The sequence below is a fragment of the Thalassotalea euphylliae genome, assembly GCF_042682785.1.
Classification (GTDB): Bacteria; Pseudomonadota; Gammaproteobacteria; order Enterobacterales; family Alteromonadaceae; genus Thalassotalea_F; species Thalassotalea_F euphylliae.
Genome location: NZ_JBHUIB010000004.1, coordinates 31184 through 55020, shown reverse-complemented (window position 1 = coordinate 55020; position 23837 = coordinate 31184). Strand labels below are relative to the sequence as shown.

The window sequence follows — 23837 nt, the reverse complement described above, 5'->3', positions numbered from 1 at the left end:
CAAGCTATATGAAAAACATACTTAATCAACGAGCCATTTATTCCGTTATATATTCGTTACTAATTGCAGGACTTTCTGCGTGTGGGGGAGGAGGAAGTAGTAATTCTTCCGGTACTTCAAAAAAGTCACCTCAACAAGATACTGCGACGTGCACTGGAGCGCAAATTTCTAATGTGTTCAGTTGCATAACAATTGATGAGCGAGAGTCGATATCATATATACCGACTACCGTTAATGAAGATACAAGAATAGCTTTATTTCTGCATGGTGCACCTGGTTCCGCTAATAAAGTAATGAATATATTCGATGCCAAAGCGATTGCAGATAAACACAATTTCATTGTGCTTGCCCCAGAAGGAAACAAATCACTTTACGAGTGGGATAGTCAAAATATACCCGCTGACAACGCCAACAAAGATATCGATTATATCCTAGCGCTGATTGACCAAGTTCAGGCTGAGAATAGTCAGATAAATACTGATTTATTTGTATTTGGATACTCAGCTGGAGGATTTATGGCCTACAAATTAGCATGTAAAATCCCTGAACGTATTTCAGGTATCGTATCATTGGCAGGGCAATACAGAGGCGATTTGGAAGCATGTTCCACCGCTACTCCGGTAAGTATTCATCATTTGCATAGCCCAGTCGATGCTGATGTCCCTTATAACGGTAGAAGTAACGGTAACATCGCTTCTGTAGACGACACAATAGCTTTATGGAAAGTAAAAAATGGCTGTAGTGACCTGTTCACGCAAAGCACCGGGCCGGGAATGACCGAGGGCAGTGACCGTACTGAGCACAATACGTATGATGGCTGCACACACTCGTTGACGCTTTCTATTATGTCTGGCGTTCAACACGAAGCTGATTATCAAGCTAGCCAGTTAATGGCTACCTATGAATACATGTTTGAATAGTTAAAATTAATGTGCCCCTTTCGGGGCCTTTTTATTTCCAGTTCAGCGGCATTACCATAGGGCCGCACTTGCCACCTAAACCACACATTTCATCGTAGGCACTGTCATGCTCTAGCCAAACGTTCTCAAACGACTGGTCTTTAAAGTGCTCTTTAACGTTGCTAATACTGTCAAAACGCATTGGCTGGTTTTGGCTATCTCTAACAATACGCTTTGTTGAGCCTTGCTTTTGTTCAGCAAAGTAAATGTTACCTTCAAATGATTTGATATAAAGATCCATACTTACCTCCGTTAGCATTAAACTCCAATACGAAGCTTGACCAAAGTTGGCTCATTGAACGTCCTACGCAGGTTAGGCTTGGCATCAAGCATTAAACCCGCTATGGTCTCTAACCATGCTATGTTAAACTGATAAAAACCCTATAAATATTGAGTCTATGGACACTTCTTCTTTATTGGAACAAGCGCATCAAGTTTGCCAAAAGCGCGGTGCACGATTAACAAGAACGCGCGAACAAGTACTGGGATTACTGGCGAATCACGACGGTGCGGTTGGCGCTTACGATTTACTTGCTGAACTGCAAAAGCTAGACAGTGCAGCTAAACCCGCCACGATCTATCGCGCATTAGACTTTTTAAGTAAACAAGGGTTTGTTCACAAAATTGAATCAATCAACGCATTCGTTATGTGTCACCATATCAGCGAGTGTAATCATCCAGTACAGCTGTTGATTTGTGATGAATGTGGCCATGTAGAAGAAATTCAGTCGAACAACTTAGACCTTGCTATTCGTGCAATGGCCGATGCAAGTGGCTTTTCAATAAGCCATCAAATCGTAGAAGCACACGGACGCTGCCAAAAGTGCCAGTAAGACTGAATGAATTTTACCAAGTGGGCGTAAAGTTCACATAATTCAACAAGTCATAGACAAAACTTTTTCTACAGAATAGTGGTAAAAACACGTTTACTCGTCGATACTTAAGTTAAGTTAGCTCTTGCCGATACGTTATTAAGCAGTTAATGGTGTAGTTGCATAACGGAAGATATGGTCACAAGGTGTGGCACAATTGATAACAATAACTAGTGCGAAATCAAAAAATTATGCTAAATTAGTAGCCATTATTTCGCACTGTCGTAAAACAAGGCCCGGTACAGTTCATGAATGTAGAGTTTATTAACCCTTTCTTATCTTCGATGTTGAATGTTATGTCGACCATGGCGATGATGGAATTGACACCGGAGAAGCCGAAGTTGAAGCAGGGAGAGGTCGCCAAGGGTGACGTTTCTGGTTTGATAGGTATGGTAAGTGACCAAGCAAAAGGCTCACTCTCAATCACTTTTGAGGGCACTCTAGCCATCGCGACAATGAAGAATATGGTCGGTGAAGGTCCTGATGAAGTAAACGAAGAAATCACCGACTTAGTAGGCGAAATTACTAATATGGTTACTGGTGGTGCAAAAAGAATGTTAAGCGAAAAGGGCTTTGAGTTTGACATGGCAACGCCGATGGTTGTATCGGGTGCCAACCACACAATAAACCACAAAGCAGAAGGTCCTGTTGTTATTATTCCTCTTAGTTCTGAACACGGCAAAGCATATATTGAATTTAGCTTCGACTAAACAAACAGATTTATCAAAGTAAAAAGCCCCTCAAGAGGGGCTTTTTACTTTCTGTCATTTACCTGCGGGCATATCCGCTAATTGCTCTCATTTATTCTTTCTTCCACATTACGCTCAAGCAATATTGGCCCATCACCTTGCTGACCCATAATATCTTCAGGATTGTATATAGGACAGCTTTTCAGCGATAAACAGCCACAGCCAATACAGCCATCCAGCGACTCTCGAAGAGTAATCAAATATTGAATTCGCTCGTTTAATTGCTGCTGCCAGCGTTTTGAAAGTAACTGCCAGTCTTTTTTGGTCGGAGTACGATTATCAGGCAGCGAAGCAAACGCCTTCTTGATACTTTCCAAATCTATACCCATTTTTTGTGCCGCTTTAATGACTGATACACGTCGTAATACTTCATGTTTGTAACGACGTTGGTTGCCAGCATTACGCCAGCTACGTAGCAAACCTATTTGCTCGTAATAGTGCAACGTCGACACTTTTATTCCACAGCGCTTAGCAACCTGCCCCACACTTAACTTTGCTTCTTCCAACATTTTTTAAAAAATCTACAAAAAGAACTTTACCTCAAGTTAGCTTGAGGTTTTAGGATAGTCAACAAATAAGCAAAAGGAGAATGTTATGACCAATCTTTTTCACTTTATTGGCCTTAAGAACCGCCAACACCACCAATTATTTATTTCAACACTTTTAAAGCTATTTGCCGGCACGATGCAAAATAAATAGGAGAGTATGATGCGTCTAGAACACCTAAACCTTGTCGTTAACGATATTGAATCTAGCCTTAATTTTTATCATGCCGCTTTTCCACATTGGCAAATTCGCATGCAAGGTGAAAGCGAATGGTACGGAAAGCCTCGACGCTGGCTTCACTTTGGTGATGACACCATGTATTTGTCATTTAGTGATGACGGTGAAGATAGTAATAGAGACTTAACCGGGCATCAGATAGGACTGGCCCACATAGGCTTTGAAACCAGTAACTTAGATGCCATGATAAAACGGTTATCTGATGCAGGTTATGAAGTAGCTAAACCAGGAGCAAAGCATCTTTACCGAAAAAATGCTTATTATTTAGACCCAGCCGGTTTTGAAGTCGAGTTCGTCGAATATTTATCTGATGTTCCGTCTGAGCGAAACGCTGGAGACGACCTTTAAAGCTTACTCATCCCCTTTACATACTTAGACTAGCTACATGAGCAATCTGCTTAAAAGGAGTAGCTAGTCTTAATATCAACACTTGAATCTCTAGCCGAATCAGATAGGCTTTGCACTCTGATGACATGAGGCTTTGCATGATGTGGCGACAAACAGAATTTAGACTTCCAGCCAAAAAACGTGGCTTTCACCTTGTAACCGACAATGTGGAGAGCGAGTTAGCGATAGGCGATATCCGATGTGGACTATTACACCTGTTCATCAAGCATTCGTCAGCATCGTTAACTATCAATGAGAATGCAGACCCCACTGTACGTGCAGATATGGAAGCGCATTTTAATCAGTTTGTACCAGAGAATGCCGCCTATTATCAGCACACGTATGAGGGGCCAGACGATATGCCAGCCCATATTAAGGCGAGCACACTAGGTTCAAGTATATCAGTGCCCATCACTAATGGGCGGTTGAACTTGGGCACCTGGCAAGGCATTTACCTAGGCGAACATCGCGATCATGCAGGTAGCCGAACACTTGTAGCCACTATTCAAGGCGAGTAATTTTTGTCTGTTAAAGACGTTTACCGCACTTGAAAAGTATTAGGCAGAAATGGTCATATTGACACGTCGAGTAATATTGCAAAGTAACTCGTAGGGAATGGTCGTCGCCCACTCTGCGATTTCTTCAATCGGTAAGTTTTCCCCCCAAAGGGTAGCGATATCGCCAATTTCGTCTCGACTATGTTGACCTAAATCAACCGTAATCATGTCCATAGACACTCGACCAGCCAATTTCACTCTTCGGCCATTAATGAGCACCGGAGTGCCATTTTGAGCATGACGTGGGTAACCATCTCCATAACCAATAGCAATAACACCAATGGTTGTATCTTGCTCTGCAGTCCACGCAGCACCATACCCAACGGACTCGCCTTTTTTCACCACACGTTTAGCAATTAAGCTTGATTGTAGGGTCATAACAGGTTTTAAGTGCGCGTCTGTCTTGGGAGATAACATGGGATTAACGCCATAAAGAATAAGACCTGGGCGTATCCAGTGTAAGTGGCTATTGGGCCAACTGTGAATACCTGCAGAATTTGCCATCGACATTTCTTCAGAGAGCTCGTCAGTAAGTTCAGTGAACAAAGCAATTTGCTGCTCAGTTTTTCCGTTACGGGTATCATCTGCGCAGCTTAAATGACTCATGATTACAATGTCGCTCTGTACATTGGGAGAAGCCTTTAGCGCATTATAGAATGAAGAAAACTGATGGGGTTCAACACCCAAGCGATGCATGCCAGTATCTACTTTAAGCCATACTTTAATCGGCTTATCTAACTGACTATTTAGTAGCGATTGAAGCTGCTGTTCATTGTGTATAACCGTTTGTAAGTTATTCACATCCAACACAGGTAACTCTTCTTCACTGAAAAAGCCTTCCATTAATACGATTGGCTTTACCACTCCACACGCGCGTAACGCTTGCGCTTCATCCAAACGAGCAACACCAAAGGCATCTACAGGTGCATTTTTGAGCGCCTTAGCTATGCGCTCTAGGCCATGTCCATAAGCATTAGCTTTTAATACAGCCATGACCTTACTTTGTTGGGCTAAGCCTTTAATGTGATGAACGTTATCAATAAGTGCAGCAAGGTCAATGGTTGCCGTTGCCGTGCGCAAAGACATAAACTTAATCTTCTTCTAGTACGTGTGGGCCCGCGTAGTTATCAAAACGAGACCATTGACCATTAAAGGTTAACGGTACACGTCCGATCGGACCATTACGCTGCTTACCTATAATGATTTCCGCCATGCCTTTAAATTCAGAATCATCGTGATAAACCTCATCACGATAAATAAACATGATCAAATCGGCATCCTGCTCGATAGAGCCTGATTCACGAAGATCCGAGTTAACAGGTCGTTTATCAGCACGTTGCTCCAAGCTACGGTTTAGCTGTGAAAGCGCAATAACAGGAATTTGCAGCTCTTTTGCTAACGCTTTTAATGAGCGAGAAATTTCGGCAATTTCTAAGGTACGGTTGTCAGAAAATTGAGGCGCACGCATTAGCTGTAAGTAATCCACCATGATCATACTTAACCCGCCATGGTCACGAGCGATACGTCGTGCACGGGAGCGCACTTCTGTCGGTGTCAAACCTGCAGCATCGTCAATGTACATTTTTCCTTTTTCAATCAACAGTCCCATCGTTGATGATAAGCGTGCCCAATCCTCATCATCCAATTGACCGGTACGAATTTTGGTTTGGTCAATGCGGCCCAACGACGCTAACATCCTCATCATAATCTGTTCTGAAGGCATCTCTAGCGAGAAAATAAGACAAGGTTTGTCTTGTTCCATCGCTGCCGCCTCACATAAGTTCATCGCGAACGTCGTTTTACCCATTGAAGGACGTGCGGCAACAATAATAAGGTCTGATGGCTGTAGGCCTGCCGTCATTTTATCAAGATCTGAGAACCCGGTTGACACTCCGGTTACGCCGTCATGAGGTTGTTGATAAAGCTTCTCGATACGATCTACGGTCTTTTCCAATACCGTATGAATATTTTCTGGGCCTTCTGATTTATTGGCGCGCGCTTCTGCAATTTGGAAAACTTTTGTTTCGGCAAAATCGAGTAAGTCGGCACTAGTACGCCCTTGCGTATCGTAGCCCGCTTCTGCAATTTCATTGGCTACACTGATCATTTCACGCGTCACCGCACGTTCACGTACAATGTCAGCATAAGCCGTGATATTTGCCGCACTAGGTGTATTCTTCATCATCTCAGCGAGATAAACAAAACCACCCACGTCATCTAACTTTTGCTCATTTTCTAAGCCTTCCGATAGCGTGATCAAATCAACGGGTTCACCTAGCTCAATCAATGCACTGATCGTTTCGTAGATAAGGCGGTGGGCACGGCTGTAAAAGTCTTGTGCAACAACACGTTCACTCACACGATCGAACGTTTCATTGTCTAGCAATAAGCCACCGAGTACCGATTGCTCTGCTTCAAGCGAATGTGGAGGTACTTTTAAATCATCAAGTTGTTGATCTCGTTTTTCTTTCTGCTTATTCGAGAAATTTTTTGCCTTGACCTCGGCCATGCTTACTACCTTGCTTACACGAAAAAGTAGCGACTAGCGCTACTTTCATTAGATTTGCGATAATGGGCTATGCTATCAAAAATAGCATAGCAGAGGAATGTGTTTAACGATTTGAGACACTAATTTCACCGCTCACTGTGCTGCCCTTCACCGAGGCACTACCGTTACCTGCCGTGAACTGAAGCTTTGAGCTCGGCCCATATTTAGCACGACGTGCTTTGTCTGACGTAATCCTGTTTTTTAGATCGCCGCCTGCCGTCGCACTCAAATTAAAACTTGCGTTCACTTCAGAAGTAAAATTCAAGCTTACATCACCACTAACACCTGACATTTTTACTGATGCATTATCGGTGAGTGATAAGGAGCCATCTGCATCGCCACTAACAGTGGTAATATGCAGCTCCTCAACTTCACCCAATCTGAAGCGAATATCACCTGATACAACACCCAATGTCACCTCAGTAGCGCTAGACTCTGTACGAACATCACCACTGACTGCTTTCATATGAATGCGGCCTGACGAACCTTCATCATCAATGCTTCCGCTCACCGTATATAAACGTACTTTGCCCGATAAATTCTTACTGTCGATCTCGCCCGAGACGGTACTTAGTTCAACATTATCCGTTAAATTTTCGGCTTCTATATCACCACTAACCGTTGAGACTTCTGTGCTACCGGTTATGTTTTCTACTTTAACGTCGCTAGATACGCCGTCAAAGTTTACTCTTACGTCATTAGGCAACCTAACTGTGTACTCGCTTCCTCTGCCATTGTTACTGTTTCGAACATCAGCTTTAATTCGTAACAAGTTGCCTGATTTCTCAAAAACAAAACGCTTAGCATTCTTTTCAATTTCACCTTTCGCGGTAATCGTGTCTGTGTCAGCACCGATGATGGTGATTTCACCTCGAATGTTTTCAATATTAACCAAGGCAATTCCCTCAGCTGAGATTGATTCGTCTATTCGCTGCCCTGCAAAAACACTGGTCGGCAAAAGTAAACTGGTGATAGATAAAATCGTCGCTATTCTCATCTTTAAACCCCTAGATCGTTTGCCATTGCGGTGTGAACAAACGTTTTAGTAGCTCCAACTCTTGTTGTTGAGTCCACTGTAGTAAATTCAGTAAATCTGTGTTGTTTTCATCTTCTTCCAGCGCTGCTTCTATCGACGCTCTAGCACTGGCAAGCTTCTCTAATTCTTCCTGCATGGGTTTTGGCAATTTAGCTAAATCTGGCGTACCAAAGCTTGCCAACATCAATTGTTTTTCGTGCTGAAAATTCGCATCTAACGACGCAACGAGACTTGGTGCTAAGCTTGGCTGTGATTCACCCGGAACATTTATCCAAGTCAGTAGTACTGCCGCAACTATTGATGCTGCCCATGCAACAGGGACCCATGGCTGCTTACCTTGTTTAGGCTCAATACTTGGCTGCGCTATCGCTTTCTCTATTCCTGTCCAAAGCTCTCGCTCTGGGGAAATTTCTTTATCAAGTTGGTCAATATGCTGTTGAAGCTGTTTATCAGAAATACTCATCTTTAGGCCTCCAACTTATCTCGTAATAATGTTCTTGCCCGGTGATACTGTGCCTTACTTGAGCCAACTGCCATATTCAACATAGTGGCAATTTCTTCATGTCGATAACCTTCAACTGCAAATAACACAAACACCAACCTCGCTCTTTCAGGCAGTTGCAGAATATGTTTATCCAGTTCGGATATCTCCTGCATTTCTTGGCCCGCTTCTTCGACTGGCTGCTCTTCGATACTAAAGACCTTTTGCAGCCACGTTTTATTTTTTCGGATATGCCCCAGTACAATATTTGTAGCGACGCTGTGTAACCAGGTAGAAAACTTACTGTTGCCGTGAAAGTTTTCTAGTTTTTGCCATACTTGGACAAACACTTCCTGACACACGTCTTCTGCACTGTCTTTGTTTGCTAACATACGCCAGCACAACGCATACACTTTTTTGTGATAGCGCTCATATAGCTGATAAAACGCGTGTTGATCACCCGCTTTTGCGCTATCTATCAATGCCTGCTCTTCATCAGTCACGAATCGTTGGCTGGCCTGTATCACGTGATGGCTTTCCAAAGGTATACTCTCGTTATATCCGTTAAACGTTGTTGTTTTTCCACGCTATCTTAGCGTTTATTAGATTAGATGTGATAGTGGCAAAAAGGGTTTAAAAGAAAAGAAAATTTTTTTGCGGTATTTTTGATAGACATAAAAAAAGCGCCCTAAAAGGCGCTTTTTCCAAGAAGTATTGCTTACTTCTTGCCAAGCACACCAAAGCGCTTGTTGAATTTGTCAACGCGACCACCGGTCTCAGCAGCTTTTTGCTTACCAGTGTAGAACGGGTGACACTCAGAACATACATCTAAGTGTAAGTCTTTAGCTACTGTTGAACGTGTTTTGATTACGTTACCACACGAACAAGTCGCCGTGATGTCAACGTAATTAGGGTGAATACCTTCTTTCATGGGAAACCTCAATATAGGCCGTATCGCCACCTAGTCAGTCCGTATTAACTGCTAAGCACCATACGAGTTAAAATTAACGGTCGCGAATTGTATGTGATCCTACCCTTTACTGCAATAGACTAAGGGTAAATTTGCTAAAAAAATAACCGATTTTTTCCACAGTCGGACATTACTGCAATCTTAGGCTTGGCAGTTGAGTTGCAACGCGTCAAAATGTCTCTTTATTTTAGCACAGCTTATCTAGCGCAATTTACGTGGCAAACTCCGACTTTTTCATTGATATCGCTCTTCCTGTACCAATGCGCCAGCTTTTTACGTATCGGGTACCTGAAGCACTGCAACACCCTGTCATTGAAGTTGGTGAACGAGTCATCGTGCCCTTTGCTGGACGACAATTAGTGGGTATTGTTACTGACATCGATACCAGTACATCACTGGACACATCGAAGCTAAAAGAGATCATTAGTCGCGTAAAAGACAATTACCCAACAAAACCTTCAATGCTGAACTTTTTGACGACCTTAAGTCATTATTACCACCATCCGCTCGGTGATATTTGTCAGCAATCTCTGCCAGTCCTACTGCGACAAATAGACCAGCCAGACCTCTCTTTTCAATCCCGCTGGTATTCAACCGACAATGGCAATGTATCCTCACTGTCTGCTCGTGCAAAGAAACAACATGAACTTTACGAGCTGATAGCCCATAGCAATGGCATTAGTTGGCCAGAGCTTAGAACGCTAGGGTTTACTAAACAGCAGCTTTCGTCGCTCGAAGATAAAGCCTTAGTGACGGCGACAGAAGCAGTGCCCGACGTCTATAAATGGCATGAGGCGGCGCTTATTAGAGATAATCGTTTAGCCCTGTCAGCTGAACAAGCGGTTGTTGTGTCAGCAATAAACCAAGGTGCAGGGGAGTTTCACTGCCATTTAATTGATGGTGTTACCGGTAGCGGAAAAACAGAAGTGTACTTGCAAGCCATGGAAAGCGTGCTGGCTAGTGACCAAAGTGTGTTAGTCATCGTCCCAGAGATTGGTTTAACCCCGCAAACATTAAGCCGCTTCGAACAACGGTTTGATGTTCCAATTTATCTGCATCATTCAGGCCTCAATGATAAAGAGCGTTTGGATACGTGGCGTGCAGGTTATTTGGGACATGCCGGAATAATCATTGGTACACGTTCTGCTATTTTTACACCAGCAGACAATATTGGCCTCATCATCGTTGATGAAGAACATGATGCCTCATTAAAGCAACAGGACTCTTTCCGCTATCATGGCAGAGATTGCGCTATTTTGCGTGCTCGCCAACTTAACATCCCGATTGTGCTCGGCAGTGCAACGCCAAGTTTAGAAACACTGCAGAACGCACTGACGGGCAAATATCATTATCACCAATTAACTAAACGTGCAGGCAATAGCGTTAAAGCGAAACTCTCGCTGATAGATGTCAGTCAGCAACAAATGTTTAATGGCGTGTCCGGCACAGTAAAAAAAGCTATCGCGGATACTTTAGCTAAAAATGAGCAAGTGCTGATATTCCTTAATCGCCGAGGCTTTGCACCTGCGATAAATTGCCAAGAATGCCATTGGGTGGCAGATTGTAATCGCTGCAACAAGCCGTTTACCTTGCATCAGAACGACCAATTGTTAGTGTGTCACCATTGTGGTAATCAAAAACGCCTAGTCAAACAATGTGAACAATGCGGCAGTATTCGGCTAGCGCCGGTTGGACAGGGAACAGAGCAACTTGAGCAACACCTTGCAGAATGGTTTAGCGATAAGAGCGTTGTGCGTATAGATAGAGACTCTACACGACGAAAAGGCGAGCTCAATAAACTACTCCAAGCCATTCACAATAAAGAACACGATATTTTAGTAGGCACACAGATGCTCGCTAAAGGACATCACTTCCCTGACGTGACGTTAGTGGTGATTCTTAATGTTGATGGTGCCTTGTTTAGTTTTGATTTCCGCGCGGCAGAGCAGATGGCTCAGCAGTTAGTGCAAGTCTCAGGACGCGCTGGCCGGGCGAGTAAACCCGGGCAAGTACTTATTCAGACCCAGTATCCTCAACATCCGTTACTACAAGATTTAGTGAACAACGGCTACCGTCACTTCGCGGATTATACGTTAAGTGAACGCAAACAAGCGCATTTACCGCCGTTCACCCATCAAGTACTTATAAGAGCGGAAGCGAATTATCCATCATACCCAATAAAGTTCTTGTCTGCCGCCGCCGAGCTTCAATTAGAAGGCTGTGAAATGGCCGGACCGATTCCTGCGGCTATGGAAAAAAAGGCAGGCAAATACCGATATCACCTCATTGTACAAAGCACAAATCGACGTGACTTGCATAAACAATTGGGCGGACTGATCCTGTTTCTCCAACAGCATGAATTAACGAAGAAAGTTCGTTGGTCTGTCGATGTCGATCCTCAAGACTTTAGCTGGTAGTGTAATCTCGCTGTAATTATCCTTTTATTTTTACTTTGTTTCGCTACAATAGCCGACAATAGTATTACCAGTATTTCCACCTATATGGCGCCTCAGGATTACGTTTCTCGCTCTCAAAGCAAAAAGAAAAACCCATACAAGAAAAACCAGCAAGCCGAAGCTACAGGTATGCCGTTGAAGGTTAAATTGATCGCGTTGCTAACGATATTGCTACTGGCCGGCGCCGGTTATTTTTTATGGTTTTTGAAAGACGTAGAGCCTGTTCAAGCACCCACTAGCGCACCAACAAAGACAGCGCCAAAAACTGAAAACGCTTTACCTAAGCCACCAGAAGAAAAATGGGATTATGTTGAAAAGTTGAAAAACGGTAACGACATTGAAGGTGGCCATTACGAGGTTGAAGAAAAGGGCCCGTACAAAATGCAATGTGGCTCATTTAGAACACGTAATCAAGCGGAATCAATGAAAGCACAAATTGCGTTTTCAGGTTTGGTCTCAAAAGTATCAGAAAGCCAAGGCAAAAATGGAACATGGTTCAAAGTTGCTCTTGGCCCATACCCGAAAAAGCGTATGGCCGAAAAAGATAAACACAAATTAAAGCGTAACGGTATCACCACTTGCCAAATCTGGCTTTGGAATTAATTGCGCTCCTGCCCTTGAAAATAAGGTAGCTACACCCATCTTAAACTACAGTTAGAAAATGCTGTCAGCTCTGACAGCCAATGGTTTGAGGTTTCTTGTGACTACAATTGTTTCAGTAAGACGTAATGGCAACGTTGCCATCGGTGGTGATGGTCAAGTATCGCTTGGCAATACCGTAATGAAAGGCAATGCGCGTAAAGTTCGTCGCTTATACAACGACAAAGTGTTAGCAGGCTTTGCTGGTGGCACGGCGGATGCGTTCACCCTTTTCGAGCGTTTTGAAAGCAAATTAGAAATGCATCAAGGTCACTTAACAAAATCTGCCGTTGAACTTGCCAAAGACTGGCGCAGTGACCGAGCGTTACGCAAACTTGAAGCGATGTTAGTCGTTGCTGACGAAACCGCATCACTGATTATTACCGGTAATGGTGATGTTGTTCAGCCAGAACACGATCTCATAGCTATTGGCAGTGGCGGCAATTATGCACAAGCCGCGGCACTTGCCCTTTTACAAAATACCGAATTATCTGCACGTGAAATCGTTGAGAAGTCATTAACGATTGCTGGTGATATTTGTGTCTTCACCAACCAAACACATGTCATTGACGAACTGTCAGAAAACGCAGAATAAGCAGTAAGGAATTATCTATGTCGAATATGACGCCACGTGAAATTGTTCACGAGTTAGACAGCCACATTGTAGGTCAAGCCGACGCCAAGCGCGCAGTAGCTATTGCTTTGCGTAATCGCTGGCGCCGTATGCAGCTTAACGAAGAGCTGCGCACTGAAGTGACACCGAAGAATATTTTGATGATCGGTCCAACAGGTGTGGGTAAAACCGAAATCGCACGTCGTTTAGCAAAACTTGCCAACGCCCCTTTCATCAAAGTAGAGGCAACAAAGTTCACTGAAGTGGGCTATGTAGGCAAGGAGGTTGAAACAATAATTCGTGATCTTGCTGACATGGCTGTAAAGATGACCAAAGAGCAAGAAATGGCACGCGTTGAACATTTGGCACAAGAAGCAGCTGAAGAGCGCATTCTAGACGTGTTAATTCCAAATCCACGCGATACGTTTGGCAATGAAGAAACCACTGACAACGCGAGTACTCGCCAAGTATTCCGTAAGAAATTACGCGAAGGTAAGCTAGACGATAAAGAAATTGAAATCGATATCGCTGCACCTCAAATGGGCGTTGAAATCATGGCGCCTCCTGGCATGGAAGACATGACTTCACAACTGCAAAGCATGTTCCAAAACATGTCGGGTGACAAAACCAAGAAACGCAAACTTAAAATCAAAGACGCATTTAAGTCTCTTCAAGAAGAAGAAGCGGCGAAAATTGTTAACCAAGACGACATCAAAGCGAAAGCGTTAGAGGCTGTTGAACAAAACGGTATCGTATTTGTCGATGAAATCGATAAGATTTGTAAACGTGGCGACAGCTCAGGGCCTGACGTTTCTCGTGAAGGTGTACAACGTGATTTACTGCCACTTGTTGAAGGTTCAACCGTAAGTACCAAACACGGTATGGTAAAAACAGACCATATTTTGTTTATCGCTTCAGGCGCGTTCCAAATGGCGAAGCCTTCAGACTTGATACCTGAATTGCAGGGCCGTCTACCAATTCGCGTAGAGTTAAAAGCTTTAACTACGGAAGACTTTGTACGTATTTTAACCGAACCAAATGCTTCGTTAACTGAACAATATATTGCGCTAATGAAAACAGAAGGCGTGCATATCGAGTTTACAGAAGATGGCATAAAAGCTATCGCTAATGCCGCATGGCAAGTTAACGAAACCACTGAAAACATTGGTGCGCGCCGTCTACATACGATGATGGAACGCCTCATGGAAGAAGTGTCATTCAACGCAAATGATCGCAGTGGCGAAACAATCGTGATTGATACTGCTTACGTGCAAAACACGTTGGAAGAAGTGGTACAAAACGAGGACCTAAGTCGCTTTATTTTATAAAGCGAGACCAAGGCTAACGTTTATGCTGAGCATCACGCAATTTACAATACACAAACATGCCCTTGCACTCGATGTGACACTGACATCTGATGACGCCAGTATTGAGAACACATGGCATTTTAGTTTTGAATATTTGCGCGTTGCTGGCTTAGACAGCAACACCAAGCTAGTCAGCAATAAAAAGTTAGTCGAGTTAGTGCGTATTGAAGCGGTAGCAAAACACGGCTACCGCTTTTGTTTTGATGATGGCTTTGAGGTTATCTACAACCAACACGAGTTAGCTCAATTACATCAGCACCACGATACTATCTGGCAAACCTACCTTGATGCTTTGGCTGAACAAAAATTGAGCCGAGAAGCAAATATAGACATCAAGCAGCTGTAACCAGTTGCGATACTTAGCGCCTCTTTTCTGCGCGGCAATTTACGTCTCAGCCTGTAATCATTATCACACCACAAAGCGGTTAACTTCAGAACGAAGTACATCAGCCTGTTGTGATAATTCTTCGCTCATTTGTGCATTTTGATGTGCCATCTGCCCTGACTGCTCCGCTACATCGCGTATCGATACCACATGCTTGTTAACCTCTGATGCAACAGCGCTTTGTTCCTGAATAGCCGTAGCAATGGCAGTATTCATCTCCATAATGGTTGAAACATCATGCGTAATCTCTTCAAGCATTTCTCCGGCTGAGCCTGCACGCTCAGAACTTTCGTCCCCCTGATGACGACATGTCGCCATATGTTCAACAATTTGCTGGGTGCGCGTTTGCAGTGCCGAGATAATACTTTCGATTTCTTGCGTCGAATCTTGTGTGCGGCTCGCCAATGTTCTCACTTCGTCAGCAACCACCGCAAAACCCCGACCTTGCTCACCAGCACGCGCAGCTTCTATAGCAGCATTTAGCGCCAGCAAATTGGTTTGCTCAGCAATGCCTCGAATCACGTCAAGCACTGAGCCGATGGTTTCGCTGTCTTTTGCCAATTCTTGAACAACGTTTTCAGAATCAATCAGTTTTTGAGACAAATGGTCTATTTGGCTGATAGTCTCATCAACACCAATTTTGCCTTTACCGGCATTATCATTGGTTACTTCCGCTTTGTGAGCCGCTTCTTTCGTGTTATTTGCAATTTCGTCAACCGTCGCCACCATTTCCGTCACCGCAGTGGCCACCATGTCGGTTTCTTGAATTTGCGACTCCACGCCGGTTGTCGTTATTGCGATATTTTCAGCCACCGTTTGCGTAGCTTCATTCAACGTAACAACCGAATGGTTTACCTCTACAATTAAATTGCGGAAGCTCGCGACCATATCATCAAAGACCCTCGCCATATCACCAAGTTCATCGGTGCCTGAAGTGTCAACCGGTATCGTCAGATCATTGGTTTTAGATATTTCCAACATCGTCTGCTGAAGTGCTTTAATTGAATCTAAAATACTACGGATAATGTAGAAAGCGAGTGCTACTGCAACCGCCAAAATAATGAAAAAGGCCGTAAACGCAATCACATCAACCTGAGTAGTATAATTCTCCACTTCCTGTTTGCTTTTCGCCATCAACGTGGCGAGCATTTTGTCGACTTTATGTATGTCAGAGCGCATTTTCCCTAGCAATCCGCTATTCGCGTCGTAGCCAAGGTTGCGTTGTTCGTTAACCAGATTCAGAAACGCTGTTTGATAGGTGCCCAGTAGGTTAATAATTTCTTGCTGTTTCTGACTGTCAAATTCACTTGCCCCAACTTCATCAATAAGCTTTGCGGTATTATTTTGTAGCCGCGTGACATACTTATCATCGATGCGAAGCATAAAATCTTTTTCATTACGGCGCAGCTGCAGCATACCGCTCAACAAAAGGTAATCGTCCTTACCTATCAGGGTTTCCACATCATGAACCGCTGAACGCAAAGCGCCATACAATCCATCTTTCGGGTTAAGGCCTATGGTTTTTTGTGACTCTACAAGCGCGACAAATGCTGCGTTGTAGTCTTTAATCACGTTTTTCATCCCTGTCACTTCAGGCACATCCATACCCGCATCAAGAAGCTGCCCTTCCAGTACATTGAGAAGCTGGTTAAGCGATTTTACTTCTTTATCGAATTTATCTAGGTATTTCAGGTCTTTGCGGGCGATAAAATCTTTTTCATGTCGCCGTAACTGCAAAATAGATGCTTCAACACCACCTATTTCACGCGCCACTTCAATGTTCTCTTCAAGCGACGATACGGTAAAAGACAAAAGGCCCAACATAAACAACATACTAACAATCGAAATCACGGTGTTTATTATGAGTTTTTGTTTGATCAGCATTTACTTTTTCCTATACAACCAAAGTGCATTAATTTGAGTATAGACAATGATTTAATAAATGAGATATCCAGAATTAGGTGGGTGACTTTTTACTGAAATATTTCACTAATGCGGCTTCATTGACGGGCTTACTAATGTAGTAACCTTGTACAGCATCACAATCTAGATTTCTTAAGATGTCCAATTGGGTTTTGGTTTCAACACCTTCCGCCAAAACACGTTTACCCAATCCATGTGAAAGTTTGATCATAGACTTCACAATGGTGAAATCTGAGTCATTTTCTGCCATTTCTTGGACGAAACTGCGATCAATTTTAATTTTGTCGATTGGTAACTTACGCAAATATGCCAGTGACGAATACCCTGTCCCAAAATCATCAATCGATACTTTAATCCCCATATTTTGCAGTACAACAATAGTATTCATCGCTGATGCTAAATCGGTCATCACAACATTTTCAGTGATTTCGAGTTCTAAGTACTTAGGTGGAACGTCATATTTAATCAGTAGTTTCTGAATTTTAGAAATAAGTTTAGGATCTTGAAATTCTACTGCCGTGATATTGACCGCAATTGCTACACGGCGATTGTATGTTTCATACCAATGTTTGATGGTTTTACAGGCTTTCTCAAGGACATAATTATCAAATTCACTATTGAGAGCAAGAGCATCAACATCAGGCAAAAATTTATCAGGCGTTAATAGCCCTTTTTCAGGGTGATTCCATCGAATGAGCGCCTCTACACCTTCCAATTTATTGGTAAGCAGATTTAGTTGTGGTTGGAAGTAGAGCTCAAATTCATCCTTGCGCATGCCCACTTTAATCGACGTTTCCATTTCAAGAAGATGGCGGCCTTGTACCTTCATGTCATGACTAAATTGTTTACTTGGCTCATTGCGCGACTCTGCATGAAAAAGCGCTAAATTAGCGAATTGCAGTAAGCTCTCAGCATTGTCAGTATGTTCGGGAAAAAAACTATAACCAATAGAACACTGTAAGCTGATTTCTTGCCCATCGTGGGAGTATGGTTGTGCTATCAGTTGATGAAGGTGTTGAACGGTGCGAGGCACTTGTTCTTGCTTGGTAAATTCATAGATAAAGACAAACGAATCACCACTCAAACGTCCAACAATTACTGGTTTAAACAAGCTGTCTTTCAAACGTTTTGCAATAACGCCTAATACATAATCCCCCGTTTTCAATCCGTAAGTGTCATTAACGAATTTAAAACGTTTGATATCTAGCAAGAAAATACCGAGACTTGTGCCACGTTGTGTTGCTTCAGCCATATGCTCTGGCATTTTTTCCAACACCTGCTCCCTGTTTAACGAGCCAGTCAGCGGATCATGCTTACCAAGATAACTCGCTTTACTGCGCGCTATGGCAGCAGCGCTTCTTTCTGCGCCTTGCATCCAAATAAGCATACTAAAGCCAATAACAGCATGCGTACCAACATCAAAAAACTGGACAAAACGCATCGCTTGTTCAAACCATACTTCGGCTATCGCAAAGGTTGAAATGAGTGAGAACAATAGATATCTCAACCCTAACATCGCGGTCAGCACAGTCATTATGCGCGACGAAAAATGATCGGGGGGCGTACGAAATAAAAAGAAACTTGCACCCAGATAAACCAAGCCATACATAAAGGAGGGTATTGTCTCGCGCATAAAGAAGCGATCAAAATTGTGGCCTTCTGCAAACGCACAAATCATGCTAAAACCGACACCAAACCCAATGGCACCGAATGATGTATACAAGACCTTCTTGCGTTTAAACTTTGCTCTTTTTTGTGCGCTAACCAAGCCCACAATGAAAAACGTGACAAAACAGAAATAGCTGCCTAAATACAGCGCTTGAAACGATACTTGCTGTATAGACGTTACCGGAGAGAGTACCGTGGCAGCTTTTGCCGCTAGCGCAAGTTGGCTCAGGCATAGCGAACTAAGACTGAATAGCCAATACTTTACATATTCGCGACCATAACCACGAAAAAACTGCCACAAGAAAAAAGTGAGCGTGCCAAAGACAATCGCGTTCGTGATGTACAGAAAAGTATTTGCGATTAATTGCTCGTTCATGAGCACCTTGGCGATGGAACTACTTGCCACCATTTAATAGCGTTTTTTATTTGATTTCAAGCAACAATCAGCTTAATAAACAATCCATTAACAAATAGCGCTAGACGGCACTCCTTGATAGGCTACAATAACAAACGAAGCCTCGCTTTATGATTTAAGAAGCACGTTCAAGAGAGATAACTATGGAATACAACACGTCTGAGCTATGTAACATTTACGCCGATTTAATTGACGTTTTGGAGCCGATTTTCAGTAATTACGGAGGTCGTAACTCTTTTGGCGGCAAAGTGGTCACCTTAAAGTGCTTCGAAAGCAATGGCCTTATTCGCGACTTGTTATGTGAAGATGGTACGGGCCGCGTGCTAGTCATTGACGGTGGAGGTTCAACGCGACGAGCGCTGATTGACATAGATATCGCAGAGCTTGCGGTCAGCAATAACTGGGAAGGTATTGTGTGTTATGGCAGCGTGCGAGATGTCGACTTGCTAGAAGAGCTCGATATTGGTATCCAAGGGTTAGTTTCAATCCCAGTAGGCGCAACAGACAGTGACGTTGGTGAAAGTGATTTAGCCGTGAATTTCGCAGGTGTCACCTTTTTACCCGACGACCACATTTATGCTGATAATACAGGCATAATATTGTCGCCTGAGCCTTTAGACATCGAGTGATGACTGACGTTTCTCTGCGCTAGGATGTTGCTTAAACCAACCTTGTAACCATTCTTCTAAGGCGTTCACGTTGATGCTAGGGGTAACAATATCCCCCTCAATGATTTGACCGCCCATTAACGAATAAATATTTTGCGCCTGCTTGGTGTTCACGTGTGTACCAATAAAGTTTAATTTCATGGTACGTGACAAGCTCACTAAAGAATTAACAATTGCTTTTTCTGCGGTTGCATTTTCGTCATCAGACAAACGTGCACAATTGATTTGTAGCTGATCAACTGACAAACGGCGAATGTAGCGCAATGATTCATAACTCCCGTCAAATTCACTAATACAAATACCGACTTCCATGGACTTGAGTTGATCTATCAAGCTTTTGGCACGTTCACAGGCGAGCTGCATGACACGCTCACTCATCTGTACCATCAAATACTTGGCAGAAATGCTGTAAGTCGCAATTTGCTTTTCAATAAAGTCGGCCAAATCAGGTTCAAGCAGCTCTTGACTGTTTAAGTGGATGCCAATGGGTTGGAAAACGTTATGTTTACGCAATTCAAATAACGTCTTAAACGCCATCACAATCATTTGCTTGGTTAAGTTGTGTACCTCACCGCTATGCTCTGCTACGTCAATAAAGTCAGCAAGGCTAAGCTCCTCAGCATTGAACCGCCATTTAGGTACCAAAGAAAAGCCTTTTATCTGATGGCTTGCCATATCGATTTGTGGCGCAATATGCCAAGTAAGACCATCATGCTCTATATCTTGCTTGAGCTGCTCCATTTTTCGCAGTTGTTGCTCTGTATATAAAGCGACGTTGTGATCAAACTCTCGCCACAATTCACCTTGTTTTTCCGCTTCCAGTAAAGCATCTTCAGCCCTTGATATTACGTCTGTGATCACTTGTCCATGCAAGTTAGTGTATGCCACACCACCGACTAGCTCGAATCGTAACGAAAAGCTCTTGAAACTCATTGCTGGCGGTACCGCGTCCGACATACTTTTGCACAACTCATTGATGACATGTTTTGCATCAAACTCAATCTGATTAAGATCTAGAATCGCCAAAAAATGTAGGCTCGGCAGGCGCGCTACCTTGGCATTCACATTACCAAAATCAAAACTCACCAAATAAGGGTAATTGCTTGCCTCACGCTTTAAGCAATACGCAAGCTGCAGCAACAAAATATCCGAGTTCTGATGCCCAAGCACACGATTAACATGTTCAAAATTTTTAGGTTTAAACACAATAGCCGCGTATTTAGGTTGACTCTCTTGTTTCATTAACTGCTCCATACGCATAAGCGCTTGCTGATAAGACGGCAAGTTTGTCGCAGGGTCATGAGTAAACGAAAAAAGTTGTTCAGGTGTTAATAAAGGCTGTTTCGCTGACTGATTGTCACTGATCAATTGGAAAATACGTTGAGTCAGCTCCCAGTTACCATTGATGAGCGCAACCAGGAAGCTTGCGACATAAACACTTACCAACCAAAGTAGGCTCGTTTGTGCATGCAGATAAAAAAATGTCACCACGACAAAGGCACTCACCAACAGCCATTGCCCTACTAGACGGACGACTTGGTTAGGTGCGATTTTCGCGGCAATGGCAATGTGAATCGCCGCGCACAGCAAAACAATGGAGGCGAAAATCATCCAACCAATGTAGGCATCTAAACCGGGAGCCAGCCAAATCAACGCAATATATAATGCGCCTGACAGCAGCAAAAATCGCTCACCGAGCCTAAAGTGGTTAAAGTATTCATTTTCCGCATCAATAATCGCTAACATGTTGGTCTTAAACGCCCAAAGATACATGAAAGTAATTGTTGCTATGGAGAAAGTGAGGACAGCCGGTGCCTGAAAATGGGTGAGATATATTAACGAATAAAGCAACCCAAGTACGCTGAGCATCAGCATACCAAAATACCACCAACCGTTAGGCGCAACTTTGCGTACGAGTACTGAGAGAAGCAAGATGGGTAAGCTCAGACCCAGCACAAAAGCGATGGTAAACTCTAGGTATGAGAAAATATCATTGGCGGCGTAGGCAGGGAAACTGCATCCTAGCATCATCAAGATGCCACATAAGACCTTGTTATTAAGAAAACAACGACGGTTGAGAAACTCCATAAACCTCTACCACACCCAAACCTTAGTGATAGCGGTAGACTAATAAATAGCGAGCAATTTGTACAGCCAAATTGCCCGTTTTAGCCCAGGTAATTAGTGGACTTTTTGGCCACTAATAAAGAGTGATTTCAACGGATTAACACCAAACTGATAACATAACTCTGCAGGCTGTTGAATATGCCATAAAGCAAAGTCGGCATCGTAGCCAACGGCAAGCTTCCCTTTGTTATCGCCTAAGCCCAGTGCCTTTGCACCATGACATGTAACGCCAGCTAGCGCCTCTGAAGGCGTTAGACGGAATAACGTACAAGCCATATTTAACATCAGCTGGATAGAGTTAATCGGCGACGAGCCTGGATTTGCATCAGTAGCTATCGCCATATCAACATTGTGTTTTCGAAGCAGATCAATCGGTGGCAGCTGGGTTTCACGCAAGAAATAAAATGCGCCTGGAAGAAGCACTGCAGTCATGTTGGCATCTGCCATTGCAGAGATCCCCGCTTCATCCAAAAATTCGACGTGGTCTGACGAAAGGGCTTGGTATTTAGCCGCTAATGCCGTGCCTCCCAGGTTAGACAATTGCTCAGCATGGACCTTTACAGGCAGCTCATGTGACCTTGCTGCACTGAATACGGCTTCAGTTTGCTTAATATCAAATCCAATACCTTCGCAAAACACATCGACAGCATCCGCTAACTGCTGTTCAGCAACAGCAGGTATCATCTCATGACAAACCAACTCAATATAATCATCCGCGCGACCGGCATACTCAGTAGGTAAAGCATGGGCTCCCAAAAATGTCGTTTTAACAGTTACTGGAAACTGGCTAGACAATGTCTTGGCAGCGCGCAACATTTTTAGCTCGTTATCAGTGTCTAACCCGTAACCTGATTTGATCTCTAGCGTAGTGACACCTTGTTCAAATAGGGTTTGTAACCTTGGTGCAGCGCTATCTACAAGCGATTGCTCACTGGCGGCTCTTGTCGCTGCAACTGTTGAAACAATGCCACCGCCAGCTTTAGCAATCTCTTCGTAGCTCTTCCCTTGCAGGCGCATTTCGAATTCATTCGCGCGATTACCACCGTAAATAAGGTGTGTGTGACAGTCCACAAGGCCTGGTGTCAGCCATGCCCCTTCACCATCTATGACTTCAAACTGGCAAGAGTCAAGGTTAGGCAACTCCGACGCTTTACCTAACCACGCAATTTTTCCTTCGGCGACAGCAATTGCGGCGTCATTAATCGTCCCATAGTCTTGGCCGCCATTAGTCATTGTTGCTAGATTCACATTGGTGATCAGCAGTTGCCAGTTATCTGTGTTTGTCATGGAGTGCCCCTTAATCAATGTGAAATGGAATGTCGGCACGTAGTTACAAAATAAGGTGCCGTACCTGACTATAGTTGGTGACACGAAATTTACGCGAATAACCTCAGCAAGGCAACACTTGTATATACAAGCGTTGCCTTTGACAACATTTCATGAGATCTTATGTGAAAATATCACAAAATAACGCGACACCTATCGCGCACGTTGACATGGCTATTCCGAAATTTACCGTCATTAAGCAGCATATTTGCGACAACATAGAGTCAGGGAATTGGCCGCAACATACCAAAGTCCCCTCAGAAAACGAATTAGCTGAGCAATTTGCAGTCAGCCGGATGACTGCTAGACGCGCTTTACAAGAGCTAACGGAGCAAGGGCTGCTGGTACGCTCTCAAGGTGCTGGCACATTTGTCGCGACGTTTAAATCACAATCCTCATTGTTAGAAATTAAAAATATCGCCGATGAAGTTGAAAGCCGAGGGCATGAATATAGGTCTGTTCAATTAGTATTGGAAAGTCGGCCAATTAATGAAGAGTTAGCTATCCTATTAAATTGCGAACGCGACAAGCCTGTTTTCTACTCAGAATTGCTACATTTTGAAAATGGAGAACCCATTCAACTTGAACAAAGGTTTGTAAACAGTAAGTTAGTACCTACATACTTAAAGCAGAACTTTAACACAGTGACGCCGCACGAATATTTGTCAGCCGTAGCGCCACTCACAGAGGCAACACACGAAATAGAAGCAGTTGTCGCTGATAAAGTACAGTGTGAGCTATTAGGCATAGAGCCTTCACAGCCTTGCCTTCGTGTTAAACGTAGGACCTGGGCAAGTCAGGGAGTAGTCAGTGTCGCAATACTGACTTCGCCGGGGCAAAAATACCGTTTAGGTGGACACATAATCATCGAAAAAGAGTGATGAATTGAGCGATAAAATAAGTAGGTT

The 23837-nt window shown here is 43.5% G+C and carries 24 protein-coding genes; 12 read left to right on the top strand and 12 right to left on the bottom strand.

Annotated elements, in window-relative coordinates; genetic code table 11:
- The first annotated feature begins 8 nt into the window (after window positions 1-8).
- Entirely contained in the window at window positions 9-920 is a 912-nt protein-coding gene (locus ACFSJY_RS13430) for a CE1 family esterase (RefSeq protein ID WP_386035155.1), read from the top strand.
- A gap of 31 nt (window positions 921-951) precedes the next feature.
- Here the strand turns inward: ACFSJY_RS13430 and ACFSJY_RS13425 are convergent, their stop codons facing one another.
- Window positions 952-1200 carry a DUF6482 family protein gene (locus ACFSJY_RS13425; RefSeq protein ID WP_386035153.1) on the bottom strand — a complete coding sequence of 83 codons (249 nt, stop codon included), beginning with the start codon at window positions 1198-1200 and terminating at the stop codon, window positions 952-954.
- A 157-nt stretch (window positions 1201-1357) separates the two neighbouring features.
- On the opposite strand from ACFSJY_RS13425, the gene zur reads away from it, so the two are divergent.
- Both zur and ACFSJY_RS13415 read left to right on the top strand, forming a co-directional pair.
- Window positions 1358-1792: a zinc uptake transcriptional repressor Zur gene (gene zur / locus ACFSJY_RS13420; protein ID WP_386035151.1), complete on the top strand. Its 435-nt coding sequence runs from the start codon at window positions 1358-1360 to the stop codon at window positions 1790-1792.
- A 287-nt stretch (window positions 1793-2079) separates the two neighbouring features.
- Window positions 2080-2541, top strand: a complete 462-nt coding sequence (locus ACFSJY_RS13415; RefSeq protein ID WP_386035149.1) for a chemotaxis protein CheX — start codon at window positions 2080-2082, stop codon at window positions 2539-2541.
- Between the two features lie 77 nt (window positions 2542-2618).
- Here ACFSJY_RS13415 and soxR read toward each other — a convergent pair whose 3' ends face one another.
- Window positions 2619-3089, bottom strand: coding sequence for a redox-sensitive transcriptional activator SoxR (soxR, locus tag ACFSJY_RS13410; RefSeq protein ID WP_386035147.1), 471 nt, complete (start codon window positions 3087-3089; stop codon window positions 2619-2621).
- Window positions 3090-3285: 196 nt separating this feature from the next.
- Here soxR and ACFSJY_RS13405 point away from each other — a divergent pair, with 196 nt between their 5' ends.
- Window positions 3286-3711, top strand: coding sequence for a VOC family protein (locus tag ACFSJY_RS13405; RefSeq protein WP_386035145.1), 426 nt, complete (start codon window positions 3286-3288; stop codon window positions 3709-3711).
- 137 nt (window positions 3712-3848) lie between these two features.
- A complete protein-coding gene (locus ACFSJY_RS13400) occupies window positions 3849-4268 on the top strand; it encodes a secondary thiamine-phosphate synthase enzyme YjbQ (RefSeq protein ID WP_386035143.1) in 420 nt (139 codons plus the stop codon).
- A 39-nt stretch (window positions 4269-4307) separates the two neighbouring features.
- Here the strand turns inward: ACFSJY_RS13400 and alr are convergent, their stop codons facing one another.
- The 6 genes from alr to rpmE all read right to left on the bottom strand — a co-directional run bounded on the left by alr (window position 4308) and on the right by rpmE (window position 9303).
- Complete coding sequence (gene alr / locus ACFSJY_RS13395; RefSeq protein WP_386035177.1) at window positions 4308-5387, bottom strand: alanine racemase; 1080 nt, start codon at window positions 5385-5387, stop codon at window positions 4308-4310.
- 10 nt (window positions 5388-5397) lie between these two features.
- The gene (gene dnaB, locus ACFSJY_RS13390) at window positions 5398-6816 is read right to left on the bottom strand and encodes a replicative DNA helicase (RefSeq protein ID WP_386035141.1); all 1419 of its coding nucleotides are present in this window, start codon (window positions 6814-6816) and stop codon (window positions 5398-5400) included.
- Window positions 6817-6919: 103 nt separating this feature from the next.
- On the bottom strand, window positions 6920-7852 hold the full coding sequence (locus ACFSJY_RS13385) for a DUF4097 family beta strand repeat-containing protein (RefSeq protein ID WP_386035139.1): 933 nt from the start codon (window positions 7850-7852) through the stop codon (window positions 6920-6922).
- A gap of 10 nt (window positions 7853-7862) precedes the next feature.
- Window positions 7863-8354, bottom strand: a complete 492-nt coding sequence (locus tag ACFSJY_RS13380) for a hypothetical protein (protein ID WP_386035137.1) — start codon at window positions 8352-8354, stop codon at window positions 7863-7865.
- A gap of 2 nt (window positions 8355-8356) precedes the next feature.
- Window positions 8357-8899: an RNA polymerase sigma factor gene (locus tag ACFSJY_RS13375; protein WP_386035135.1), complete on the bottom strand. Its 543-nt coding sequence runs from the start codon at window positions 8897-8899 to the stop codon at window positions 8357-8359.
- A gap of 191 nt (window positions 8900-9090) precedes the next feature.
- The gene (gene rpmE, locus ACFSJY_RS13370) at window positions 9091-9303 is read right to left on the bottom strand and encodes a 50S ribosomal protein L31 (RefSeq protein WP_386035133.1); all 213 of its coding nucleotides are present in this window, start codon (window positions 9301-9303) and stop codon (window positions 9091-9093) included.
- 254 nt (window positions 9304-9557) lie between these two features.
- Here rpmE and ACFSJY_RS13365 point away from each other — a divergent pair, with 254 nt between their 5' ends.
- From ACFSJY_RS13365 to ACFSJY_RS13345, 5 genes are all read left to right on the top strand, one after another.
- Window positions 9558-11759 carry a primosomal protein N' gene (locus ACFSJY_RS13365; protein ID WP_386035131.1) on the top strand — a complete coding sequence of 734 codons (2202 nt, stop codon included), beginning with the start codon at window positions 9558-9560 and terminating at the stop codon, window positions 11757-11759.
- Between the two features lie 84 nt (window positions 11760-11843).
- On the top strand, window positions 11844-12401 hold the full coding sequence (locus ACFSJY_RS13360) for an SPOR domain-containing protein (protein WP_386035129.1): 558 nt from the start codon (window positions 11844-11846) through the stop codon (window positions 12399-12401).
- A gap of 97 nt (window positions 12402-12498) precedes the next feature.
- Window positions 12499-13032: an ATP-dependent protease subunit HslV gene (hslV, locus tag ACFSJY_RS13355; protein WP_386035127.1), complete on the top strand. Its 534-nt coding sequence runs from the start codon at window positions 12499-12501 to the stop codon at window positions 13030-13032.
- 17 nt (window positions 13033-13049) lie between these two features.
- Window positions 13050-14378 carry an ATP-dependent protease ATPase subunit HslU gene (gene hslU, locus ACFSJY_RS13350; protein ID WP_386035125.1) on the top strand — a complete coding sequence of 443 codons (1329 nt, stop codon included), beginning with the start codon at window positions 13050-13052 and terminating at the stop codon, window positions 14376-14378.
- 22 nt (window positions 14379-14400) lie between these two features.
- Complete coding sequence (locus tag ACFSJY_RS13345; RefSeq protein ID WP_386035123.1) at window positions 14401-14763, top strand: hypothetical protein; 363 nt, start codon at window positions 14401-14403, stop codon at window positions 14761-14763.
- Window positions 14764-14826: 63 nt separating this feature from the next.
- Here the strand turns inward: ACFSJY_RS13345 and ACFSJY_RS13340 are convergent, their stop codons facing one another.
- Window positions 14827-16686, bottom strand: a complete 1860-nt coding sequence (locus ACFSJY_RS13340) for a methyl-accepting chemotaxis protein (protein WP_386035121.1) — start codon at window positions 16684-16686, stop codon at window positions 14827-14829.
- Between the two features lie 73 nt (window positions 16687-16759).
- Entirely contained in the window at window positions 16760-18769 is a 2010-nt protein-coding gene (locus ACFSJY_RS13335) for a putative bifunctional diguanylate cyclase/phosphodiesterase (protein ID WP_386035119.1), read from the bottom strand.
- Between the two features lie 182 nt (window positions 18770-18951).
- Between ACFSJY_RS13335 and rraA the strand changes: the two genes are divergently transcribed.
- Window positions 18952-19437: a ribonuclease E activity regulator RraA gene (gene rraA, locus ACFSJY_RS13330; protein WP_386035117.1), complete on the top strand. Its 486-nt coding sequence runs from the start codon at window positions 18952-18954 to the stop codon at window positions 19435-19437.
- On the opposite strand, the gene ACFSJY_RS13325 is transcribed toward rraA, so the two are convergent.
- Both ACFSJY_RS13325 and hutI read right to left on the bottom strand, forming a co-directional pair.
- Window positions 19423-21564 carry an EAL domain-containing protein gene (locus tag ACFSJY_RS13325; RefSeq protein WP_386035115.1) on the bottom strand — a complete coding sequence of 714 codons (2142 nt, stop codon included), beginning with the start codon at window positions 21562-21564 and terminating at the stop codon, window positions 19423-19425. The genes rraA and ACFSJY_RS13325 overlap by 15 nt on opposite strands.
- Before the next feature lie 93 nt (window positions 21565-21657).
- Window positions 21658-22890 carry an imidazolonepropionase gene (gene hutI / locus ACFSJY_RS13320; protein ID WP_386035113.1) on the bottom strand — a complete coding sequence of 411 codons (1233 nt, stop codon included), beginning with the start codon at window positions 22888-22890 and terminating at the stop codon, window positions 21658-21660.
- 209 nt (window positions 22891-23099) lie between these two features.
- On the opposite strand from hutI, the gene hutC reads away from it, so the two are divergent.
- Window positions 23100-23810: a histidine utilization repressor gene (gene hutC / locus ACFSJY_RS13315; protein WP_386035175.1), complete on the top strand. Its 711-nt coding sequence runs from the start codon at window positions 23100-23102 to the stop codon at window positions 23808-23810.
- Window positions 23811-23837: the final 27 nt, after the last annotated feature.